The organism is Streptomyces sp. NPDC043867, from assembly GCF_056435845.1.
In genome coordinates this window covers 128,687-151,463 of sequence record NZ_JBWKDS010000019.1, presented here as the reverse complement: position 1 = coordinate 151,463, position 22,777 = coordinate 128,687, and the positions used below count along the sequence as shown (strand labels likewise).

Annotated in this window: 15 protein-coding genes; 7 read left to right on the top strand and 8 right to left on the bottom strand. The window is 73.8% G+C overall.

The features are described from left to right. The first annotated feature begins 173 nt into the window (after nucleotides 1-173). Nucleotides 174-2,540 (top strand): glycoside hydrolase family 31 protein, encoded by a 2,367-nt coding sequence (locus tag AC069T_RS20465; RefSeq protein ID WP_478784093.1) that lies wholly within the window; start codon nucleotides 174-176, stop codon nucleotides 2,538-2,540. Between the two features lie 36 nt (nucleotides 2,541-2,576). Here the strand turns inward: AC069T_RS20465 and AC069T_RS20460 are convergent, their stop codons facing one another. Further along, nucleotides 2,577-3,116, bottom strand: a complete 540-nt coding sequence (locus AC069T_RS20460; protein WP_478784092.1) for an NUDIX domain-containing protein — start codon at nucleotides 3,114-3,116, stop codon at nucleotides 2,577-2,579. A 133-nt stretch (nucleotides 3,117-3,249) separates the two neighbouring features. Beyond that, entirely contained in the window at nucleotides 3,250-4,059 is an 810-nt protein-coding gene (locus AC069T_RS20455; protein ID WP_478784091.1) for a M15 family metallopeptidase, read from the bottom strand. Between the two features lie 187 nt (nucleotides 4,060-4,246). Between AC069T_RS20455 and AC069T_RS20450 the strand changes: the two genes are divergently transcribed. The 5 genes from AC069T_RS20450 (at nucleotide 4,247) to glpK (ending at nucleotide 10,716) form a co-directional block, all read left to right on the top strand. Continuing rightward, nucleotides 4,247-4,705, top strand: coding sequence for a Zn-ribbon domain-containing OB-fold protein (locus tag AC069T_RS20450; RefSeq protein ID WP_478784102.1), 459 nt, complete (start codon nucleotides 4,247-4,249; stop codon nucleotides 4,703-4,705). Nucleotides 4,706-4,709: 4 nt separating this feature from the next. Further along, entirely contained in the window at nucleotides 4,710-5,900 is a 1,191-nt protein-coding gene (locus tag AC069T_RS20445) for a lipid-transfer protein (protein WP_478784090.1), read from the top strand. A 194-nt stretch (nucleotides 5,901-6,094) separates the two neighbouring features. Continuing rightward, entirely contained in the window at nucleotides 6,095-7,759 is a 1,665-nt protein-coding gene (locus AC069T_RS20440) for an EAL domain-containing protein (protein WP_478784089.1), read from the top strand. Nucleotides 7,760-8,383: 624 nt separating this feature from the next. Then, nucleotides 8,384-9,166: an MIP/aquaporin family protein gene (locus AC069T_RS20435; RefSeq protein WP_478784088.1), complete on the top strand. Its 783-nt coding sequence runs from the start codon at nucleotides 8,384-8,386 to the stop codon at nucleotides 9,164-9,166. A 32-nt stretch (nucleotides 9,167-9,198) separates the two neighbouring features. Then, nucleotides 9,199-10,716, top strand: coding sequence for a glycerol kinase GlpK (gene glpK / locus AC069T_RS20430; protein WP_478784087.1), 1,518 nt, complete (start codon nucleotides 9,199-9,201; stop codon nucleotides 10,714-10,716). A 115-nt stretch (nucleotides 10,717-10,831) separates the two neighbouring features. Here the strand turns inward: glpK and AC069T_RS20425 are convergent, their stop codons facing one another. The 4 genes from AC069T_RS20425 to AC069T_RS20410 form a co-directional block, all read right to left on the bottom strand. Further along, nucleotides 10,832-11,437, bottom strand: a complete 606-nt coding sequence (locus tag AC069T_RS20425) for a GTP-binding protein (RefSeq protein ID WP_478784086.1) — start codon at nucleotides 11,435-11,437, stop codon at nucleotides 10,832-10,834. A gap of 252 nt (nucleotides 11,438-11,689) precedes the next feature. Then, nucleotides 11,690-12,085: a DUF742 domain-containing protein gene (locus tag AC069T_RS20420; protein WP_478784085.1), complete on the bottom strand. Its 396-nt coding sequence runs from the start codon at nucleotides 12,083-12,085 to the stop codon at nucleotides 11,690-11,692. A 9-nt stretch (nucleotides 12,086-12,094) separates the two neighbouring features. After that, the gene (locus AC069T_RS20415) at nucleotides 12,095-12,535 is read right to left on the bottom strand and encodes a roadblock/LC7 domain-containing protein (RefSeq protein ID WP_358855355.1); all 441 of its coding nucleotides are present in this window, start codon (nucleotides 12,533-12,535) and stop codon (nucleotides 12,095-12,097) included. After that, a complete protein-coding gene (locus tag AC069T_RS20410) occupies nucleotides 12,532-15,459 on the bottom strand; it encodes a nitrate- and nitrite sensing domain-containing protein (RefSeq protein WP_478784084.1) in 2,928 nt (975 codons plus the stop codon). The genes AC069T_RS20415 and AC069T_RS20410 overlap by 4 nt, the downstream gene beginning before the upstream one ends. Before the next feature lie 433 nt (nucleotides 15,460-15,892). On the opposite strand from AC069T_RS20410, the gene AC069T_RS20405 reads away from it, so the two are divergent. Then, nucleotides 15,893-16,438 carry a hypothetical protein gene (locus AC069T_RS20405; RefSeq protein ID WP_478784083.1) on the top strand — a complete coding sequence of 182 codons (546 nt, stop codon included), beginning with the start codon at nucleotides 15,893-15,895 and terminating at the stop codon, nucleotides 16,436-16,438. A 267-nt stretch (nucleotides 16,439-16,705) separates the two neighbouring features. On the opposite strand, the gene AC069T_RS20400 is transcribed toward AC069T_RS20405, so the two are convergent. After that, on the bottom strand, nucleotides 16,706-21,364 hold the full coding sequence (locus AC069T_RS20400) for a hypothetical protein (RefSeq protein ID WP_478784082.1): 4,659 nt from the start codon (nucleotides 21,362-21,364) through the stop codon (nucleotides 16,706-16,708). Nucleotides 21,365-21,404: 40 nt separating this feature from the next. Continuing rightward, nucleotides 21,405-22,283 (bottom strand): hypothetical protein, encoded by an 879-nt coding sequence (locus AC069T_RS20395; protein WP_478784081.1) that lies wholly within the window; start codon nucleotides 22,281-22,283, stop codon nucleotides 21,405-21,407. Nucleotides 22,284-22,777 lie beyond the last annotated feature (494 nt).

The window sequence follows — 22,777 nt, the reverse complement described above, 5'->3', positions numbered from 1 at the left end:
CGCACGGGCAGGGGTGTGCGCGTCACGCGGCTGACACGGACGATGCCATGTGATCGACTTCTACACCAGGGCGCGCCGCACATAGTCCGTGTCGTGAAGATGTGCCCACGCCACGGGTGAACGGCAGTTGAACGGCTCACCCCCGAGGCACCGTGAATGGCAGGCTGAACAGCATGGACGGTCGTGACCTGGTGCGTTCGGTGAAGGCGATCGGTTCGGGGGGTGCCGCCCAGGGGCTGCGCACCGTGCGGGCCGCATGGCGCAGGAGGCGGCTGGACGCCGCCGGTCTGCCGCGGCGGGGCGGCGAGCGGGCGCGGGTGCCGGGACCGGTGCTGGGGGCGGAGCCGGGACCCGGGGGCGGGGTCGTCAAGTTCACGCGGTCGGAGCTGCGGATCAGCGTGGCGGTGAACGGCTCGGTGTTCTGGGGCTGGGACGGCGCGGGACCGGTGCCGTCCCACGCGCTGTCGGGCCGCTGCCCCGAGCCGGATCCGCGGGCCGTTCTGGAACCCGACAAGGACGGCGGCTGGCGGATCGTGGCCGAGCGCGTCACGGTCGCCGTGTCGCGGCACGGAGCGATCGAGGTGCGTACGCCCGGCGGAGTGACCCTGCGCCGCGATCTGCCGCCCCGGTGGTGGGAGACGCCGGAGGGCGGCGCGGCGCGCTGGATGCAGCGTTCCGAAGTGGCGGCGGACGCCCGCTTCTTCGGTCTGGGCGGACGGGCCGCCGGGGTACGGCTGCGCGACGGCACGTACCGGCTGTGGAACACGGATCCCGGCCGCGCGGCCGGGTCCGGCGACGACCCGCTGCACATCACCATGCCGGTGCAGCTGGTGGTGGCGGACGCGGCGACCCATCTGGTCTTCCACGACACCTCGTGGGACGGCACGGTGACGCTGCGGGAGGGCGAGGAGGGGGCCGGCTCCGGGCACGACCGGGTGGGCACGTGCCGGCTGCGGATGGACGGCGGTCCGCTGCGCTGCTGGGTGCTGGTGGGCACCCCCGCGCGCGTGCTGCATGCCTGGGCCGCGCTCACCGGGGCGCCCGCCCTGCCGCCCGCCTGGGCGCTCGGGCACCATCACGTGCGCTCGGGGCTCGACGGCGAGGACGAGGTGCGGCGGATCGTGGGGGGTTATCAGGAGCGCGATCTTCCGCTCGACGCGGTCCATCTGGACGCCGGCCACCACGACGCGCACCGGGTGTTCACGGTGGACCGGGAACGCTTCCCCAAGCTGCCGGTGCTCGCCGACGAGCTGCGACGCGACGGGATCCGGCTGGTGTCGGTCGTGGAACCCGCGGTCTCGTCCGTGCCGGGCAACGCCGTCCGCGACAGCGGGGCGGCCGAGGACGTCTTCGTGCGCGACGCCGGGGGCCGGCTCGTGGAGGCGGTGGGCCGCCCCGGGGAGTCGCTCTTCCCCGACTTCACCCACGCGCGTGTGCGGCGCTGGTGGGGACGGCTCTACGAGGAGCGGCTCGGCCAGGGCTTCGCGGGGTTCTGGCACGACATGAACGAGCCGACGTCGTTCACGGCGTTCGGAGAGAACACGCTGCCGCGTTCGGCCCGGCACCTCCTGGAGGGCGCCGGCGGGGACCACCGCGAGGCGCACAACGTCTACGCCCTGTACATGGCCCGGGCGGGGTACGAGGGGCTGCGCGAGATATCGCCCGGGGAGCGGCCGTTCGTCCTCTCGCGATCCGGGTGGGCCGGGATGCAGCGTTACGGAGGTGCCTGGTCGGGTGGCGTGGAGGCGGGGTGGCCCGGACTGCGGGCCTCGCTGTCGCTGGTGATGGGGCTCGGCCTGAGCGGGGTGCCGTACTCGGGGCCCGACGTGGGCGGTTGCGAGGGGCGCCTGTCCCCCGAGCTGTATCTGCGGTGGCTGCAGCTGGGCGCGTACCTGCCGCTGTTCCGTACGCACGCCGGCCCGCGGGCGGGGCGCGGGGAGCCCTGGGAGTTCGGCGACGACGTGCTGGCGCACGCGCGCGTGGCACTCGTCGAGCGGCGCCGCCTGCTGCCGTACTTCATGACTCTGGCGCATCTCGCGCGGCGCACCGGAGCGCCCTACGTGCGGCCCCTGTGGTGGGGCGCGACCGAGGACCGGGCGTTGCGTGACTGCGAGGACGCCTTCCTGCTCGGTGACTGTCTTCTGGTGGCTCCCGTGCTGGATCCGGGAGCGGACCGGCGCGCGGTGCAGCTGCCACGCGGACGCTGGTACGACACCGCGACCGGGAGGGCGTACGAGGGTCCTGCCCAGGTGCTGATCGACGCCCCCCTGTCCCGGATTCCGGTCCTCGCGCGGGCGGGTGCCGTGGTGCCCGTGCGGGGTGAAGACGGCAGCCTGGAGCTGGACGTGTGGGCGCCCGCGCGGGGCCGCACGGGAGGCGGGCTGGTGGTGCAGGACGCGGGTGACGGGTGGAGCGAGGCGCAGATCGAACGCTATGTGACGCGTTGGGAGGGCCGGCGGCTGGTGGTCGAGCGGCATTCCGAGGACGGTCCCGGCGAGCCGCCGCACCGGGTGCGGCTGCGAGGGCCCGGAGCGCACTGAGGGAGCGCCGGGCGGACCCGCGCCGCCGGGAAGTGCTCAGATGTAGCGTCCCTCGAACCAGGCCCGGACGGCCAGCGTGTGCAGCGGGAAGGCGAGTTCCGCCGGTCTGCGGAGCAGGTGCCAGCCGTCCGTCTCGTCTGTGGCGGCGGACTCCGGAAGGTCGGCGGCGGGACGTTCGGGGAGGAGACCGAAGAGCAGCAGGTGCCCGCCGGGAGAGCTCATCGCGTCGGCGAGCCGCACCTCGCGGCTCGCCGCGTCGATGCCTGTCTCCTCCTGGAGTTCCCGCACCACGGCGTGACGCCAGTCCTCCCGGTGGTCGACGAACCCGCCGGGCAGCGCGATGCCGCCGAGCGCGGGGGCGATGGTCCGGGTGATGACCACCAGAGCGGTGCCCCGGGTGTCGTACACGGGTTGCAGGGCCACCGCGACCGGCAGGGGATTGCGGTAGGCGACCGTGCCGCACGCGGCGCAGGTGCGGGGCCAGCCGGAGACGCCCTCTCCGTAGGGCGTCCCGCAGCTGGAACAGTGCGAGCCGGGTGCGGAGTCGGCGGTCGGCGAGTGGTGGGTTGCGGACACGCGGCGGACTGTATCCGATCATGTGGTGGGCGTCTGCGGGGAGGCCGACAGGACACCGCGGGGCCGTCGGGCGTCGGCCCCCGGGCGCCGGCTCAGCAGGTTGGTGTCAGCGACCTCCTGGACACCCGCCTGCTCAGTGCGCCGGTGTCAGCGACCTTTTGGACACCGGGAAGTCGAAGTAGGTGTCCGGGTAGGGCTCCGGCTTGTACGTGTAGTGCCACCACTCCTCGGCGAGGTTCACGAAACCGAGTCCTTCGAGGGTCCCCTTCAGGAGCAGCCGGTGCGCGCGCTGTTCGCCCTGGACGCGCGGGTCCAGGGTGTGCGCGAGCGGGTCGAAGCAGTCGTAGCCCGTCCCCATGTCCACGGAGTTGTCGGGGAAGCGCTCGCTCTGGGGGGCGTGGCAGGGCACGAGCGGCTGCCCGGGGACGTACGGCCGCGTCGGCCGGGCCGGCAGCTCGACGATCGTGAGGTCGAGGGTGGAGCCGCGGCTGTGTCCGGACTTCTCGGCGATGTAACCGTCCTGGAACAGGCGGGACTTGTCGACCTGCGGATAGAACTCGGGCTTCATCCGCTGGTCGTCGAGGTCCTTGGCCCAGCGCACGAAGTGGTCCACCGCGCGCTGCGGCCGGTAGCAGTCGTAGACCTTGAGGCTGTAGCCCTTACGCAGCAGTTTCGTCTGGGCCCTGTGCAGGGCCTCGGCGGCGGGCCTGGTCAGGATGCAGACCGGCTGCCGGTAGCCGTCGATGCGCTCGCCCACGAAGTTGTGCGGGGTGAAGTAGCGCATCTCCTGGCGGATCGTGGGGTCGACGGACCTCAGGGCCACGAAGTCCTCGGGGGCCCTCGGCCCGGGCTCGGCGCGGGCGGAGGCGGAGGCGGCGGCCACGGACAGAAGGGCCGCGAGCGTGGTCACCAGGCCCCGGACGGCGGCGGAGAGTCGTGTCATGCCCCTGCGTCTACCAGGCCGGGGTCGCGTCTGGGAAGGGTGCGCCGGGGGGAGCCGCGTCTCGCCGGCTGGCGGGGACCACGTACGGACTCCGGTGCCCTGCCCAATTTCCGTCACCCGTGACACACTTCTGACGTTCCGTCAGATCCTGTTTCCGGGAGGCCCTATGGCGCGCACACGCACACCGGTGGTGGCCGGATGGTTCGCCGGGGACGGGGACGGCTTCCGCCTGCTCGGCACGCGCTGCTCCGGATGCGCCTCGGTGTTCTTTCCCCGCGAGGACGTCTTCTGCCGCAACCCCGGGTGCTCCGGGGGCGCGTTGACGGAGGTGCCCCTGTCCCGGCGCGGACACGTCTGGTCGTACACGGACAGCCGGTACCGGCCGCCGTCACCCTACGTGTCCGACCCGGAACTCGCGTGGCGGCCGTACACGTTGATCGCGGTGGAGCTGGCCGCCGAGCGCGTCGTCGTGCTCGGACAGGCCGTTCCCGGCGTCACCGTCGCCGACCTGGCGGTGGGCATGGAGGTGGAGCTCGTCCCCGGGGTGCTGAACGAGGACGCGGAGACGACGTGGACGACCTGGCACTGGCGGCCGGTGGGGGCGAGGGGAGCGGAGCGAGGAGCGGCGTCCGGCGACGGAGGGTGACGGCATGACGGGTGACGTGGCAGTGATCGGCGCGGGCATGCACCCCTGGGGCAAGTGGGGGCGCGGCTTCGTGGAGTACGGGACGGTGGCCGCCCGGGCCGCGCTCGCCGACGCGGGGCTCGACTGGCGGGACGTCGGCTCGATCGTGGGCGCGGACACCGTGCGGGGCGGATATCCGGGGTATGTGGCGGGCGCGACGTTCGCCAGGGCGCTGGGCTGGCAGGGGGCCCGGGTGACAAGTGTCTACGCGGCCTGCGCCTCGGGGGCCCAGGCGGTCGACGCGGCCCGGGCGCAGATCCTCTCGGGACTCGCGGACGTGGTGCTCGTGGTCGGCGCGGACGCGGCACCCAAGGGGTTCTTCCGACCGGCGGGCGGGGACCGGCCCGAGGACCCGGACTGGCTGCGTTTCCGGGTCCTCGGGGCAACCAATCCGGCCTACTTCGGGCTCTACGCGCGGCGGCGGATGGCCGTGCACGGGGACACCCCCGAGGATTTCGCGCTGGTCAAGGTGAAGAACGCGGCGACCGGCGCGCTGAATCCGCACGCGCGCTACCGCAGGCGGGTCACCGCCGAGGAGGTGGCCGCCTCGGCGGTCGTCGCGGATCCGCTGCGGCTGCTCGACATCTGCGCGACCTCGGACGGCGGCGCGGCGCTCGTGCTGTCCAGCCTGGAGTTCGCGCGGCGGCACGGCGCGGCCGACGCCGTGCGCATCCGGGCCGTGTCCACGGTGACGCCGCGCTATCCCAGGACCGTGCTGGATCTGCCGGACATCGCGACGGACTCCGCGGTGGCGGTGACCGCGGCCGACGGGACGTTCCGTTCGTCGATCGTCCGCGCCGCGTACGAGGAAGCGGGGGTCGGCCCCGGGGATCTCTCCCTCGCCGAGGTGTACGACCTGTCCACGGCGCTGGAGTTGCAGTGGTACGAGGATCTCGGGCTGTGCGGTGAGGGCGACGCGGCGAAGCTCCTCCGGGAGGGGGCGACGGCACTGGGCGGGCGCATTCCGGTGAACGTCAGTGGCGGGCTCGCCTCGTTCGGGGAGGCGGTCCCGGCGCAGGCCATCGCCCAGGTGTGCGAACTGACGTGGCAGTTGCGGGGGGACGCGGGCGACCGGCAGGTGGCGGGGGCGCGGGTGGGGATCACGGCCAATCAGGGTCTGTTCGGGCACGGTTCGTCCGTGGTCGCCGTGCGGTGACGCCGACCGACACCCGGGGGACGCCCCGGAAGGAGGACGCCGGGACGCAGACACGCGAACAGGAGTACACGGACGGGGTGTACGGACGGCCGCGTCCGGACAGGTGTGCGCACGGAGTGTCACCGCTCGGGAATCCTGCGTGAACAGCGCGTGAATCGCGCCTGGTCGCGCATGAGCGGCGCCATCATGCTTCCGTGCACTCCTGGACGGAAACTCTCCGCTTCGCCTTCCAGCCGGTGGTCAACCTGACGACCGGAGGGGTCGCCGCGCTGGAGATACTCGCGCGTCCGGAGGCCGGCGACATCCTCGCGGAGGCCCGTCGCGACCCGGAACTCGACGGGAGGGTGGCCGCGTTGGCCGTCCGGGCGGCGGCTCGCAAGGAGACGCTGCTGCCGCTGCACGTCAACGTCTTCGCCGGGACGCTGGCCGACCTCGGAGGCCTGGCCGCACTGCGCGACGCGGTACGGGACGCGGGGCGGATGACGTGGGAGGTGACCGTCGACGTCGGGCCGCCCTACACGCACGTGCCCCGGCAGGCGCTGCTGGAGGCGGTCGCCGGGCTGCGGGCGGACGGCTTCCGGATCTGTGCGGACGGCGTCGGGGACGGCGACGTACCCCTGCGGCTGCTCACCGACCTCGCTCCCGAGCTGATCAAGCTCGACGCGTCCCTGCTGAGCCGTCCGGCGGCGGTGCGGGCGATGCGGACGCTGTGCGAGCAGTCGGGCGCGCTGCTGTCCGTCGAGGGCGTGGAGACGGAGGCGCAGTGCGCGGCGGCGGTGGCCGCGGGCGCGCAGCTGGCGCAGGGTGAGCTGTTCGCCCCGCCGGCGCGACTGCCCGCCGCGGACGTGTACGTCCCGGCGGTGGCACCCGCAGTGACGGCCGTGCCCCGTTCGGGGCCCTCGGTGCGGCAGTTCGTGCGGCCCGCCGCGCTGCTGCCCGCGACGGCGTCCGCGGGGCGGGTGCGTGCGCTGCTCACGGGGGCCGCCGACGTGTCGGGAGTACTGCTCGTGGACGCCTTCGGTGTGCCCGTGCGTTCGGTGCACCGGTCCCGCTTCCTGCTGTCGATGTCGGGGCGGTACGGGCATGCCCTGTACGCCGACCGGCCGGCCGTCAGGCTCGGGGATCCGCCGCGCACGGTCGGCGTCGACGCGACGGCCTGGGAGGTGCTCGACGTGGTCGCGGGCGGGGACCGGGACCGTACGTCCGACGATGTCGCCGTGGTCGACGGGCGCGGGCGGTGCGTGGGCGTCGTGCGGCTCGCCGACCTCGTACGGGCACTGGCCGAGACCCGGGTCGAGGAGGCGGCCGGGCTCAACCCGCTGACGCGGCTGCCCGGTTCGGACGCCATCACCGAGGAGGTGGACCGGCTGATCGCGGGCGGCCGGACGTTCGCGCTGAGCTGGCTGGACGTGGACCACTTCAAGCGGGTGAACGACGGGGCCGGGTTCGCGGCCGGGGACGAGCTGATCCGGGCGGTGGGGCGGGCGTTGCAGCTCGCCGCGTCCGAGGACGTGCGCGTGGGGCACATCGGCGGCGACGACTTCCTGGTCCTCGCCGACCCGGACGGGCTCGACCGGGTGGCCGCCTCGGTGCTCGACACGCCGTGGTCGGCGGGCGGGCTGGCCGTGACGCTCTCCCTCGCCACGGTCCTGTGCCCGCCCGGCAGTGTGAGCGGTCACCGGCAGGCCGCCGCCTGTCTCGCACCGCTCAAGCAGGCGGCGAAGGCCCTGCCTGGGGCGAGCTGGATCCTGGGGCGGGCGGGACTGCCGGGCCACGAGGTGCGCCGCGGGCCCCTGGCCGGGCCGGCGCCTCACGCTGCCTGCGCCGCCACCACACCGGCGGGCACTCACCCCGGCTGAGCCGGGGGCCGCGGCGGCGAGGGTCCGTCCCCTCCCGACGGCGCGTCGGCCTTTACGGCGTCAACGGCTGCGTTGGGGCGTTGGCGCCGTCGGCGGACGGACCGTCCTCCCCCGGACGGCGCGTCAGCCCTCACGGCTGCAACAGGCGACCCACGCAGAGGCGTTGACGACGCAGGGCGGAGGGGACCGTGCTCCCCCGGGTGATGCGTCAGCCTTCATGCTGCGTCAACGGACGACCCCTGCACGGGCGTTGACGCCGTCGGGCGGCCGGCTCGCCGGTGTCGCGGCTCTCCCCGCGCCCGGGACGCCGTACCCGCGAGGTGCGCGGCCCGTGGTCGCGAACCGTTCCGGTCGGCGACCTTGACGCCCCCTGAGTGCCGGTGAACACTTCCCGTTGTCAGTCGGCATCGCCGCATTCGGGCGTCTTCAGGCGCTGTACCGCAAGGGTTCCCGCCTGCACGAAGGGCCATCCCACACGGGCGATTCCGCTGCTACGGCACGCTCGTCACGGACGCCGGGCGGGGCGACGGGACTCTCCCTGCCCTCGGCTGAAGTAGCCATGGGAAACGCACCCTGCACGGTGGACCGGGGCGGACCGCCCCGGGCGAGGGCCTAGGAGCCGCCATGAGCAACGGAGACATATTCGTCGGTGAGGTCATCGGTACCGCGATCCTCATCCTGTTCGGCGCCGGAGTGTGCGCCGCCGTCACCCTCAGATTCTCGAAGGCGCGGGCCGCCGGCTGGATCGTCATCGCGTTCGGCTGGGGCTTCGCCGTACTGGCCGGCGCCTACACCGCCGCGCCCCTGTCCGGCGGCCACCTCAACCCCGCGGTCACCATCGGCGTCGCCGTCCACACCGGCGTGTGGGACAAGGTCTGGGTCTATGTGCTGGGCCAGATGGTGGGCGCCATGCTCGGTGCCGTCCTCGCCTACCTGGTCTATTTCGCGCAGTTCCAGGCCAACGTCCGCAAGACGGGCACCACGGAGGGAACGGCGGACGAGCCGACGCCGACCCTGGGCATCTTCTCCACCATCCCCGAGATCCGGAACCCGGCCGCCAACCTGATCACCGAGGTCATCGCGACGATCGGCCTGGTGCTGCCGATCCTCGCCTTCGGCAAGAACGTCGGCATCGGCATCGGCCCGGTCCCCGGCGAACAGGGCATCTACGGCTCCGGCATCTCCGTCCTGCTGGTGTCCCTGCTCGTCGTCGGCATCGGACTCTCCCTCGGCGGACCCACCGGGTACGCCATCAACCCGGCGCGCGACCTGGGCCCGCGCATCGTGCACACCTTCCTGCCCATTCCGAACAAGGGCACGTCCGACTGGGGCTACTCCTGGGTCCCGGTCGTCGGCCCGCTGATCGGCGGGGCGCTCGCCGGCCTCATCTACAACGCAGCCTTCTGACCCGAGCTGACCCGAGCGACCAAGGGGTATCCATGCCGGACAACGCCGAGAAGTACGTCGCCGCAATCGACCAGGGCACCACCTCCAGCCGCTGCATCGTCTTCGACCGGGCCGGCGCGATCGTCGCCGTCGACCAGCGCGAGCACCGGCAGATCTTTCCCAAGCCCGGCTGGGTGGAGCACGACGCGACCGAGATCTGGTCCAAGGTGCAGGCGGTGGTCGCGGGAGCGGTCGCCAAGGCCGGGCTGCGCGCCGACCAGCTCAGCGCGCTGGGCATCACCAACCAGCGTGAGACGACGGTCCTGTGGGACCGCGCCACCGGCAAGCCCGTGCACAACGCCATCGTCTGGCAGGACACCCGGACCTCCGCCCTCTGCAGCGAACTGGGCGGCACGGACGGGCAGGACCGCTTCCGCGAGCAGACCGGGCTGCCGCTGGCCAGCTACTTCTCCGGGCCCAAGGCGGCCTGGCTGCTGGACAACGTGCCGGGCCTGCGCGCCCGGGCCGAGCGGGGCGAGATCGCCTTCGGCACGATCGACTCCTGGCTGATCTGGAACCTCACCGGCGGCACGGCGGGCGGGCGGCACGTCACCGACGTGACGAACGCCGGGCGCACCATGCTGATGAACCTGGAGACACTCCAGTGGGACCCGTCCATCCTCTCCGCGATGAACGTCCCCGAGGCGATGCTGCCCGAGATCAGGTCCTCCTCCGAGGTGTACGGGACGGCCGTGGGCCAACTCGGCGGCGTTCCGGTCGCGTCGGCGCTCGGCGACCAGCAGGCGGCCGTGTTCGGGCAGGCCTGCTACGACGTGGGCACGGCCAAGAACACCTACGGCACCGGCAGCTTCCTGCTGCTCAACACCGGCAACCGGCCCGTTCCCTCGAAGAACGGCCTGCTGACCACCATGGGCTACAAGATCGGAGACGAGGCGCCCGTCTACTGTCTGGAGGGCTCGATCGCGATCACGGGGGCCCTGGTCCAGTGGTTCCGCGACCAGCTCGGGATCATCCGCAACGCGGACGAGATCGAGACGCTGGCGGCGAGCGTCGAGGACAACGGCGGGGCGTACATCGTGCCGGCCTTCTCCGGCCTGTACGCGCCCTACTGGCGCTCCGACGCCCGCGGTGTCGTCACCGGCCTCACCCGTTACGTCACGAAGGCACACCTGGCCCGGGCCGTTCTGGAGGCCACGAGCTGGCAGACCCGCGAGGTCGTGGACGCCATGTACCAGGACTCCGGGGTCCGGATCACCACCCTGAAGGTCGACGGCGGCATGACCGGGAACAACCTCCTGATGCAGCACCAGGCGGACGTCCTCGGGGTGCCGGTCATCCGTCCGAAGGTCTCCGAGACGACGTGCCTGGGCGCCGCGTACGCGGCCGGGCTCGCGACGGGTGTCTGGAGCGGCCTCGACGAACTGAAGACGCACTGGCAGAAGGACGTCGAGTGGACGCCGGCCATGGAAGCCGCCGAGCGGGACCGCGAGTACCACAACTGGCGCAAGGCGGTGGAGAAGAGCTTCGGCTGGCACGAGGAGGACGTGTGAGCCGACCTGGGTCCACGCGCGCGTGAACGTCCCGTGAGCCACGCGCGCGTGCGGAGTGCGGCTCGTACCCCGGTCGGCGGGGGTACGGGCCGTACGCACGGGCCCGGGCCCGCGGTCAGGTGGTGAGGGACTCGCGGCGTCCCGCGGCCTGTTCCATCGCGTGCTGGACGACCCGGATGAGGACTTCCTTGGCCGATCCCCGGTCCCGCGCGTCGCAGAGCACCACGGGGACGCCGTCGTCCAGGTCGAGCGCCCTGCGGACGTCCTCGGCGGGGTGACGGGCGGCGCCCTCGAAGCAGTTGACGGCCATCACGAAGGGGATGGAGCGCCGCTCGAAGTAGTCGACCGCGGCGAAGCAGTCCTCCAGGCGGCGGGTGTCCGCGAGGACGATCGCGCCCAGGGCGCCGGTGGCGAGTTCGTCCCACAGGAACCAGAAGCGATCCTGTCCGGGCGTCCCGAAGAGGTACAGCACCAGGTCCTCGCGGAGGGTGATGCGCCCGAAGTCCATCGCGACGGTGGTCGTCCTCTTGCCCTCCACGCCGCTGATGTCGTCGACCGGGCGCCCCGCCTCGGTGAGCATCTCCTCCGTCCGCAGCGGCCTGATCTCGCTGACCGCGCCGACGAGGGTCGTCTTCCCCACGCCGAAACCGCCGGCCACGAGGATCTTGAGCGTGACGGGCTCGACCGGGGGCTTGCCGCGCTCAGTACGCCCGAAGATCATCGATCTCTTCTCCTGCTTCGCTGGTGTCGGACGGGGCGGACCGTAGCCGCCACCGCCGGGTTTCGCTGACGAGTACGTCTGGGGGCGGGCTTCTGCCGTAGCACTTCCGCCAAGTCGCGTGCCGGTCCCGCCGGCGTACCCGACGCGGTCCGCGCCGAGCTCGCCCGGCTCACCCCGTGCCGTACGCCGCCGTCGCCGCGCCGGACCGCGGACTCGGGGGGCAGGCACGTCGTCACCCTGATCCCGTGCCGCTCAGAGCGCCCGGAGGCCGCTGATCACGTCGCGGAGGATGCTCTCGTCCGGCAGCTCCGCGGGCGGTACGGGACGTGTCACGTGGACCAGCTCCTCGTCCACCAGGTCGCCGATCAGGACGCGTATCACCCCGATGGGAAGGTCGAGCTCAGCGGCTAGTTCGGCGACCGACTGCGGTGCGTCGCGGCAGAGTTCGACGATGTCCACGTGCTCCGGGGACAGCGCCTGGTCCGCCTCGGGATCGTCCGCGTGGGTCTCCGTGACGACCACCGCGATCAGGTCGAGCCGGTGCTGGGCCGGGCTGGTGGTGCGGCCCCGCGTCATGGCGTACGGACGAACCACCGGTCCGGCGTCGTCGTCGAACCAGTGGCGTGTTCCGTGACCGTCTCCGCTCATGCCATCCCACTACCCGTCGGCGGGCAGGTCGGTGCGCGGAGCGGCGCCCAGATGTACACCGACCCGCTTGACCAGGAGCGTCATCTCGTAGGCGACCTGTCCGATGTCCGACTCGGCCTCGGAGAGGACGGCGAGGCAGCTGCCGTCGCCCGCGGCGGTGACGAACAGGAAGGCGTCGTCGAGTTCCACGATCGTCTGTCGGACACTGCCCGCCTCGAAGTGCCGGCCCACCCCCTTGGCGAGGCTGTGGAATCCCGAGGCGACGGCGGCCAGGTGCTCGCTGTCCTCCCGGGTCAGGTCCTTGGAGACTCCCGTGGGCAGTCCGTCGCCGGAGAGCACGATCGCCTTGCGGATGCTGGCGACCCGGTCCACCAGGTCGTCGAGGAGCCAGTTCAGCTCCCCCGACGTCGCGCTGCTCACGGGGTGCCCTGCGGCCTTCGGTGCGGTCATCGACCGTCTCCCTCTGTCGTTCCTTGTGCTGAGCCGTCGTGGGCATCGTCGCCCCCGGCGTTCTCCTCGCGGCCGCGCTGCCAGCCCCGCTGGAGCGAGGCCATCCGGCTGCGCACGTCGTCGGCGTCGCGCTCGGCGGGTTCCGCGCCGCCGTTCCCTGATCCGTCGCGCTCGGTGCGCCGCGCGGGTCCGTCCTTCAGCTGCGGCGCGAGGCTGGCCTGCCGTACGCGGCGGGGCAGCGGGCTCGCGTCCGGTGACGCGGCCGCGGGATCGGGGTGCGCGCCCGTCTCTTCGGTACCGGCCGGGCGGCCCGGGCGGCGTGCGCCCGCCGGCCGGGCGGGAGCCCCGGGAGGCGTGCCGTCGAGGCGTCCGGGGGTGTCGGGGCGTTCAGTGCGGGCCGGCGGGACGTCGTGGTCGCCGCCGGAGCGGCCCGGTGCCTCGCCGCGTCCGGCGCCGAACCGGCTCGCCGAACCGGCTCGCTCGGTGCCGGAGTGTGCAGGTGCCGCGCCACGGGAGCCGCGGCGCGCCGCGGACGGGCGGGCGTCCTCCAACTCCGCGCGCCCCGGGGCCGGGGGTTCCATGCCCAGCGGTTCCGTCCCGTCGGGTTCCCCGCGCCGGGTCCGGACGTCCGTCACCGGGCGTCCGTGGGAGCTGACGAGCTTGGGTGCCCTGCGGCGCTGCGGCAGCGGGACGGGGGCGTCCGGCCGGTCGGGGCCGCCGGGCCGCGCGGTCTCGCCCTGGCCCTCGCGGGCCTGCTGGTGCTGTTCGCCGAGGACACCGGTGAGGGAGCGGCGCGGCCGGAAGAGGCCACCGCGTTCGCCGTCGTCCTCGCCGAGGGCTCCCGGGAGGTCGTCCAGGGCGTCGAGACCGACCGGGGCCTCCAGTTCGACGGGACCGTCCAGGATCGAGGCGGGCAGTCCGGGCAGTCGCACCGGGACCTCGGACAGGGCCGCGGTGCGGTCCTGCCCGGTCTCGGCCTCCTTCGCGGGCACCGCGCGGTCGAGACGGAAGCCGATGCCGTTCGTGTCCGGGACGTCGTCCGTGAGCAGCGCGTCGGGGATGAAGACGACCGCCGTGGTGCCGCCGTACGGGGACGGCTGCAGGGAGACCCGGACGTTCTGCCGCTGGGCGAGCCGGCTGACCACGAAGAGGCCGAGCCGGTCGGTGTCGGACAGTTCGAACTCGGGGGTCTCGGCGAGCCGGAGGTTGGCGTCGAGCAGGGCCTCGGCCGCCATGCCGAGACCGCGGTCGTGGATCTCCAGCGTGAAGCCGTTGGCGACGCGTTCGCCAAGGACCTGGACGGCGGTGTGCGGGGGTGAGAACACCGTGGCGTTCTCCAGGAGTTCGGCCACGAGATGGGTGAGGTCGGCGACCGCGGGGCCGGTGACCGCGACGCGCGGCAGGCGGCGTACCTCGATGCGCTCGTAGTCCTCGACCTCGGCGACGGCGGCGCGGACGATGTCCATGAGCTGGATGGGCTTGCGCCACTGCCGGGAGGGGGCGGCTCCGGAGAGGATGACGAGGCCCTCGGCGTGGCGGCGCATGCGCGTCGTGAGGTGGTCCAGGCGGAACAGGTCGGCGAGTTCGTCGGTGTCCTCGGTCCTGCGCTCCATGGTGTCGAGCAGGGTGAGCTGCTTGTGCAGCAGGACCTGGCTGCGGCGGGCGAGGTTGACGAAGACATCGGAGATGCCCTCGCGCAGCTCGGACTGCTTGACGGCGGCCTCGACGGCGGCCCGCTGCAGGGTGTTGAGCGCCTGGCCGACCTCGCCGATCTCGTTCCTGTCGTACTCCAGGCGCGGCACTTCCGTCTCCACGTCGACCTGTTCACCCGCGGAGAGGCGGCGCATGACGCTGGGCAGCCGGACGCCGGACGCCTCGTGGGCCTCCAGGCGCAGCCTGCGCAGGTCGCGGATCAGGCTGCTGCCGATGCGTACGGACATGAACAGGGAGACGAGCAGCGCGGCCAGGCCGAGGACGCCGGCGATGGCCGCCTTGACGATGACGTTGACGGCCAGGGGGTGGACCCGGTCCTGGTAGCGGTCCCCCGCCTCGTCACCGAGCCGGTCCAGTTCGGCGAGTGCCCGTCCGGCCGTCTCGTCCCAGCTCTTCGCGGTGACCCCGCGGGGGGCGCCGGGGGCGGAGCCGATGACGGACTGTTCGGCGTTGCGGAGCGGAGCGGTGACGGCGTTCTTCCAGTAGCGCTCGAAGCGGACACGCTCGGCGGGGGGCAGCAGCGGCAGGCTGGTGTCGTACAGGAGGCCGCGCTGGGCCACGAGGTCGGAGACGTCGCGGATCTCGTCGTCGGTGAGCCGGCCCGCTACGAGCGCGGATCCGAGGAGCGCGTCCTCGCGGGAGAGCAGTTCCCGGGCGCGGGCGACGTTGGCGAGGGCGCGCCCCTGCTTGTCCATCTCGACGTCGTCGAGCACGTGGAGGTTGGCCATGAGGACGTAGCAGGGGTCGACGAGTTGGTTGTAGAGGCCGAGGGCCTGGGTCCGGTCGACGGTGCCCTCGTCGATGCTGCCCCGCAGCGAGTCGAGTCCGCCGAGGGCGTCGAGGATCGAGGTGACACGTTCACCGGTCCCCTCGCTCATCTCCGCCCGTATGTCGTGGTCCTGGGCGTTTCGGCGGACCTTCGCGACGGCCTTGTCGGTGGCGGCCCGGCTGCGGGCGAGCGCCGCCCGGGCGTCCGAGGCGCGGGGGTCGGCGAGATACACGAGGCTCTGACGGCGTTCCTGCTGGAGGACGCCGATGGTGTCCTCGGTGGGGAAGGCGACCTTCTCCACGACGTCCGACACGTCGAACAGGTGGAGCGCCTCACGTCCGGTGAGCACCGTGGCGAAGCCCCAGATCGCGGTCAGGGACACCAGCGGCACGAGCAACAGCGCCACGATCTTCCGGCGGATGGACTTCCCGCGAAAGCGCATGGCCTCCCCCAGCTCGGCCCCCGCTGGTCCGGGGGCACACATGTGCGTCAACAAACGGCGTGAGCCTACTACCGACACACAGGTATCTCGAAGGGCTGTCCGAACCCGCATCTGCCGTGAACTGAACGGGACATCAGTAGTTGTCGGTGCATTGCGGGAGATTGCCTCCCCTGTTCCGGCACCTGCGCCCGCGTCGCAACCCGCGGGCGTGACTTGCTGGTTGGCCGGAATTCTTCGGTGGTCGGGAATCTTTGCGGGAGGTCGTTCGTCTTTCTGTACGGGAACGAGGGGCGGAATCGGCCACAAGGCGTCGCATGCCACGCCCAGGCCGCGTAGAACAGCGCAAACCGGGCAGCCACTGGTAAGCGGGAGTCTTCGGAGGTCTCGGGGTACCAGGGCAAGCGGTCTGCTGGGGATGGGGAGTGACGTGTTGATGGGCACGGTGGAGCGTGAGGCGCTCAGGAGCGGCGGCAGCATCCGCACGCCGTCGGCAGCCGGGCGCCGGTCCGCCCCGGCGGCGGACCGCTCGGGCGCGCGTCGAGTCGCCGCGGACGGCGGGGCCGCCACCCGGGAGCGTGAGGAGCGCCACTACCGGCCGTTGTGGGTCGAGGAGCCCGCGCGCAGGCGGCGGTTGCCGGATCCCGTGCGTACGGCGGCGGTGCGAGCGGTGATCATCATCGCGGTGACGCTCATGCAGGCCGTGATCGCGTTCCTGTGCACTCTGGCCGGCTCCTGGCTGGCGTTCCCGATGGTGCTCAGCAGCGTGGCCTGCACGGTGGTCGCCACCTGGGCCGCCCTCGACGTCTGGGTGACCCGCCAGGTGTGGAATCAGCGCCACGGAGTGGTGTCCGTACCGAGCAGCACGGCACGCGCGCTCAGGCGTGAGCGCCGCGTGGCCCGGCGCCACGCCCGGGCGACGGAGCGGCCCCAGGGGCGGATACGCCGCCGGGGTGGCGCACGAAGGCTGTCGCACTCGTAGGACGAGGCAGGCCACGCGGGCGGCGAGGCGCGCGGCCCGGCCCGGCCCGAAGCGGATGCTCGGCACGCACGCACGCACGTCCGAGACGAGCGCGGAGGTCACTCCCGGCTCGGGCGCACGGACGGGACGGGCGCGGAGCGGCCTCCCGGCTCGGACGTGGCGAGCGGTGAGAAGTGTGCGGGCCTGACGAGTCGGACCGCCAGGGACGGCAGTTCGGTGGCTTCGCCGTGGGCAGGACGGCGCCCGCGGCGAAGCCACCGCCGTCCGCTACGACGCGCTGGGCGCCGGACGCTTGTACATGCGAGTCGCGGTGATCTCGCTGTGCCCGGGCTCCCCGGCGGCGGCCTCCCGCGGCAGTCCCGGCCGCAGGTGCTCCTCCACGCTGATGTACTTCAGCCCCGCGCGCAGGTCGGCGTCGTTGCGCAGCCGGATGACGAGCGGGAACTCGGCGAGCGCGGTCGTGTCGAACAGGCCCGTGGTGTACAGCAGTTGCACGCCCAGCGCGTCGGACACGGCACGCTGGAGTTCCAGCAGATACGTGGCGTTGGCGCGCCCGATGGGGTTGTCGAGGAAGAGCGTGCCGGCGTGCCGGTGCTTGTCGCGGCCCCGGTCGTTGCTGCGCAGCGCCGCCATCGTGCAGTACAGGGCGATGGCGGCGGTGAGCAGCTGGCCGCCGGAGAAGACGTCGCCCATCTGTCCGACGGGGACGCGCTCGGCACGCAGCACGGCGTCCGGCTTGAGGATCTCGACGGCGACGCCCTTCGGCTGGAGGGCGGCGCTGACGCCCCGCAGCAGCAGGGACATGCCGTCGCGGCGCATGTCCGAGTTCTTCTTGACGGCGGCGCGGGTGGCCTCGTCGACGACCTCGCCGAGCCGCTCGGTGAGCGTGGCCTGGTCGGGCTCCTCGAAACGGATCCGCAGGAACTCCTGCCCGGACCACTCGCCGAGACCCTCGGGCAGCCGGGAGAGCCGCTGCGCGGACCGCAGCGTGGCGAGCGAGGACTCCACGAGTCCCCGCAGCCGGTCGACGATCGAGTCCCGGTTCCGCTCCAGCTGCGCCAACTCGTCGGTGAGCACCCGCAGTCGGGGCGCGAACGCGTCCGCCCACTTCTGCGCGTGCTCGGGCAGCACGGCGGCGGGCAGCTCACGGATCTGCTGCCGGGCCGGGGTGCGCACCTGCTCGTAGCGCGTGGAGTTGGCGTGCCGTACGAGAATGTCGCTCGCCTCCCGCACGGCGGCCTCGGCCGCGGACAGGTCGGCGGCGCAGCCGCGCAGCGAGCGGCGGGTCTCGGTGGCGGCGTGCCGGGCCTCCTCCAGCGTGCCGGGGTACGGCTCGGTGTCGTCCTGCTCCTCCTCGGAGGTCTCGCGCAGCAGGTCCCGGAGCAGGGCCGCCGTCTCCTCGAAGCCGCCGGCGGCGTCCTCCGCCGCGCGGTGCGCGTCGAGCAGCCCGGCGTGAGCCTCGCGCGCCCGGCTCACCGCCTCGGTGCACGCGGCGAGTTCACCGGTCGCGGTGCGCAGCAGCGCCTGGGCGTGCTCGGCGTCCCGGGGGGTCAGTTCCTCGGGCAGTGCGGTGTGGGCCTCGCCCTCCTGCGGGGCGTGCCGCTCGGTCTCTCCGCGCAGCCGGCCGAGCTGCTCGCTCGCGGTCGACATCCGGGTCTCCAGGAGCTGGACGAGTTCCTCGGCGCGGGCGGCGGCGGCCTGCCGGGACGGACCGTCGGAGCCGTCCGGCGACTCCAGGAGCTGGGCGGCGCGGGTCCGCACCTTGTTGCTGAGCCGGTCGAACTCGGCGATCGCCGCGCTTTCGTCGCTCTCGGCGCGTGCCTGCTCGGCGCGCAGATCGGCGCCGACACCGACCTTCTCGTAGAGCTGGGAGGCGGCCCGGTATGCCTCCCGGAGGGCGGGCAGGGAGGACCTGGGGGTGCTGTCGGCGGCTCCGGGGGCCCCGCCGTCGTCGTCCTTGTCCTTCACGTCGTCGGGTACGCCCGCGATCTCGGCGCGCTCGGCGCGCAGCGCCCGGGCCGTGCGGCGGGCGTCGTCGGCGGCGCGCTGGGCGGCGCGGCGGTCCTCGTCGGCGGCGCGTGCGCGCTCCAGGCAGACCTGGGCGCGGGTCTCCGACTCCGCCGCGTCGTCGGCGAGTTCACGGAGCTTGACCTGCCAGCCGGCGCGCTCGCGCAGCCGGAAGGCGAGCCCCGCGAGGGCGTCGGCGGCACGGCGGGCCCGCTGGGCGGCCTCCTGCCGCTCGTCCCGCACGAGGGCCGCCTCCGCAGCCTCCTCGTCGGCCTCGGCGCGGACGGCCCGCGCCTCGGCGAGTTCGGCCTCCGTCTCCTCGGCGAACGCGCGTGCGTCGCGGGCCGCGGCGGCGAGCTCGACGAGCCGCCCCGCCGGGCACCCGGCGCGCCAGGACGCCAGCCGCGCGGCCAGTTCCCGGTCCTTGCCGAGCCGGGCCGCGAGCGTGCGGATCTCCTCGTCCCGGCGGGTGGCGCGGCCGCGCAGCGCCTGCCGCTCCTCGTCGGCGGCGTGCTCGTCGTGCATGGCCGGGTTCGGCGGTACGAGGAAGACGTCTCCGCTGTCGTCTCCCGGGGCCGGGGTGGGGGCGAGGAGCGCGGCGGCGGTGCCCACGGCGACGGCGGAGCGCGGCAGCAGCGCGGCTTCGCCGAGCGCCTGACGGGCCCGTGCGTGGGTGTCCGGGTCGGTGATGATCACACCGTCGACCAGCTCGGGGCGGGCGGTCAGCACGCGCGCGTGGTCGGCGGGGTCGACGGCCTGCGCGAGGTAGCGCCAGCCGGGCAGCGCCGGGATGCCGTGCTCGCCGAGGTACTCGACGGTGGCCAGCACGTCCGGGCCGGGCGGCAGCAGTCCGCCGTCGCCGAGCGCGCCGAGGATCCGAGCGTCGTCGGCGGCGGCCGTCCGCAGTTCGAAGAGCTGACGCTCTGCGGAGGCGACGCCTTCGTCGAGCAGTTCCCGCAGCTCGTCGGCGTACCGGTCCAGTTGCTCCGGGGTGAGCGGGGTTCCGCCCGCGGGGCCCGCTGCACCGGCGCTCTCGTCGCGCCGGGGCTGCGGAACGCTCGTCCGTGCGGGAGCGCCCGGCAGGCCGAGCAACTCCGTGAGCCGTTCTTCGCCCGCCAGCGCCTGTGCCGTGCGCTGCTCCGCGTCGTGGGCGCGCTCCGCCGCCGTGGCGGCGTCCGCCGCGCGCGCCGCCGTCAGTTCCGCGCGGGACTCGGCTGAGGCCGCCTCCCGGGCATGCTCCGCGGCGCGGCGCGCGGCGTCCCGGGCGGTGTCCCAGGCCGCCACGGCGGACTTCTCGGCGTCGCTGGCGGCCAGCGCGGCCCGTGCCGGATCGGCGTCCGGGGCGCTGTCGTCCAGCCAGCCCGCGCGCACCGCCTCGGCGGTCTCCTGCTCGACCTCGGCCAGCCGCTGGCGCAGGTGCCCGACCTCGCTGCGGGCGCGCTGCGCCTCGGTGGCGGCGGCCGTCGCGTCGCGGTGCGCGGCCTCGCCGACCTCCTGGAGGGCGGCGGACCGCTCCTCCTCCTCGTTGGCGAGCGCCTCGGCTCCTTCGGCGGCGCCGTGCAGGGCGCGTACGAGGTCGACGGCGGCCTTCGCCCGCGCGGCGAGCGCCGGCGCCGCGTCCCGCTCGGCCTCCCGGATCGCCGCGGCGACGCGGGCGGAGCGGTCGGCGGCGGAGCGGTGCCGCAGGACGAGTTCGGCGGCCTGCCAGGCGGCGTGCAGCGTCCGCGCGTCGGCGAGTTCCCGCTTCTGGGCGGCGGCGGACCTCTCGGCCCCGGCGAGCGCCAACGAGGCGTGCCGGTAGGCCAGTTCGGCGGAGATCAGTGCGCTGTGCGAGCGGGCGCCCTCGGCTTCGGTGACCGTGTGCGCGGCGGCCGTGACGCCCCGGGCGAGGTCGCCCACGCGGTGCCGCTCCCGGACCGACCGGGCGGACAGGCGCCGGGCCAGGGTCCGGGTGCGCCGCTCGGCCGCCGTGTGGATGTCCCGTGCCCGGCCGCGGGCCTCGGCCGCGTCGACGATCCGTGTGAGCAGGTCCACCGACCCCGCCGTGAAGTCCCGTTCGGCGATCAGTTCGGCGCGCCGCCCCAGCTTGTTGCCGAAGCCGCTGACCAGGTCGGCGAGCCCGTCCGTGTCCCGGGTGTCGGTGACGGCACGCAGCAGCAGGTCGGTGAAGTCGGAGTCCTTCTTGACCGCGAAGAGACCGGCGGCCTCGCCCTCGTCGGCGTTCATCTCGCGCTGGTAGCGGAAGAGTTCGGGGTCGAGTCCCAGGTCGCCCAGGTGCTCGATCCAGCGGTCGTGGATCTCCTCCCAGTGCACTTCGAGGTGCGGGTAGGCCTTGCCGGCCTCGGTGATCGCGTCGCGGAAGCCCTTCATGGTGCGCCGGCGCCCCTGCGCGCCGGAGACGCCCTCGACGGACGGACGGACGGCGGTGGCCTCGGCGACGGGCAGGTTGTCGAGGCTCAGCCCGGGGCCGGGGCGGAAGGAGTACCAGGCCTCGGCGAACTTGCGCGGGTCGTTGGAGACCTGCCGGCCCCGCCACTCGCTCGCCTTGCCGACGACGACGCACTCCCCGGTCAGCGTGTGCTGCCACTCCAGCGCGACGTGCCCGCAGTCGTCCGCGAGCAGGAACTTGCGCAGGACGCCGGAGCTGGCGCCGCCCAGCGTGTTCCGGTGGCCCGGCAGCATCACCGAGAAGATCAGCTTGAGCAGGACCGACTTCCCGCCGCCGTTCTCCAGGAAGAGCACGCCCGCGGGTGCGGGGCGGCGCGGCGGGCCGACCGGCTCGTCCTGGAAGAACTCCGCCTGGGTGGGCGCGGGGTCGGGCACAAGCTCGCCCACTCCCCTCAGGTCCAGGACGGTGTCGGCGTAGCGCGCACCGGCGGGCCCGATGGAGTAGAGGCGGACCCGGGACAGCTCGTACATGGCGGCGGACTCTCGTGATCGTGTGGGGGGGGCGGAGCGGTCAGGAATGGAACGGCAGTCCGGCGTCGGCGACGAGTTCCAGGTCGTCGGTGTCCTCGGCGGGCAGCAGGGTCGCCGTGCCGTCGGTCACGGGGACCACGCCCAGTTCGAGGAGTTCGGCCATGGCCGCGCTGCCCGCCATGTCACGGACCTGGAGCTGATAGCGGGCAGTGGTCCGGTACGTCCCTCCGGAGTCGTCGCCGGTGCGCTGGAGGAAGCCGGAGTCGGTGAGGAACGCGACGGCCTTGCCGACGATGCCCGTGGTGGAACCGGCCAGTCTGCGCGCGTCCTTGGTGGCGCCGGCCGCGCTGCGCCGCGCCCAGATCCGCCAGGCGGCCTCGAGTCCAGGCGCGTCCGTCGCCGGGTCGGTGTTCTGCCCCTGCGCGTCGGCCCGCTCCTCCAGGCGGCGGCAGGCCTGCCGGACGAAGGCGTCGACGCCGTTGACCGTGACGCGCCCGATGTAGCCGTCGTCGGCGAGGTCCTCGGGGCGCGGGAACGCCATGGCGGCGACGGCGAGATGTGCGAGGCCGTGCAGGAACCGGTCGCCTGAGTCCGCGGACGTCCGGCGCGCGTAGTCGCCCATGCGGACGGCGAACACGGAGTCCTCGGCGGCGGTCACGGCCATCCCCGCGCGCGGGGACACCTCCAGGACGATCAGCCCCAGCCCCGTCGCCACGGCGTCGGCGAGCCGGGCGAACGGCGGGTCCTCGCGGTAGCGGCGCAGCAGTTCCGCGTATTCCTGGTCACGGGCGGGCTGCAGCTTCGGCTGGAGCCCGAAGGCGACGAGCCGCGCCGCGTCGGCGGCGTCGGCGGGGGTGACGGCGGCGCTCGCCGGAGCGGCGGCGGCCTCCGGTTCACTCCACTCGACGTGCTCGGTCACGGCTCAGGCTCCTTGATTCGGCGTTACGGGGGTGACGGCGCCCCGGCGAGGGGCGCGCGGTACGGCATCGGACGGACCGTGGCACGACACGCGGTCCGACAGACCACGGTCGCGGTCACGGGGCCACCGGGTCATGACGACCGCCATGGTGGACAGGCCCTGGCGGGGGTGACGCCTCGGCGAGGGGCGCGCGGTGCGCCATCGGGCGGCCCCGCCACACGGGCGCGTGCCACCGTGACGGGGCCCCGGGCGGCCGAGTGGCACGCGCCGCCCGGGCCCGGGCTCGCGGTGGTGGACAGCGGACGGCCCGTCGGACAGGCGGGCGGCGCGACGACCGTGGACGGACGGCACGCGACCGGTCGACGTGCGGTCCGCCGCCGTACGGACCGCCGACGTGCGGTCCACCCCCGTACGAACGGCCGACGTGCGGTCCACCGGCTTGCGCACGCCCGACGTCCAGCCCATCGCCGTACGGACACCCGACATGCAGCCCA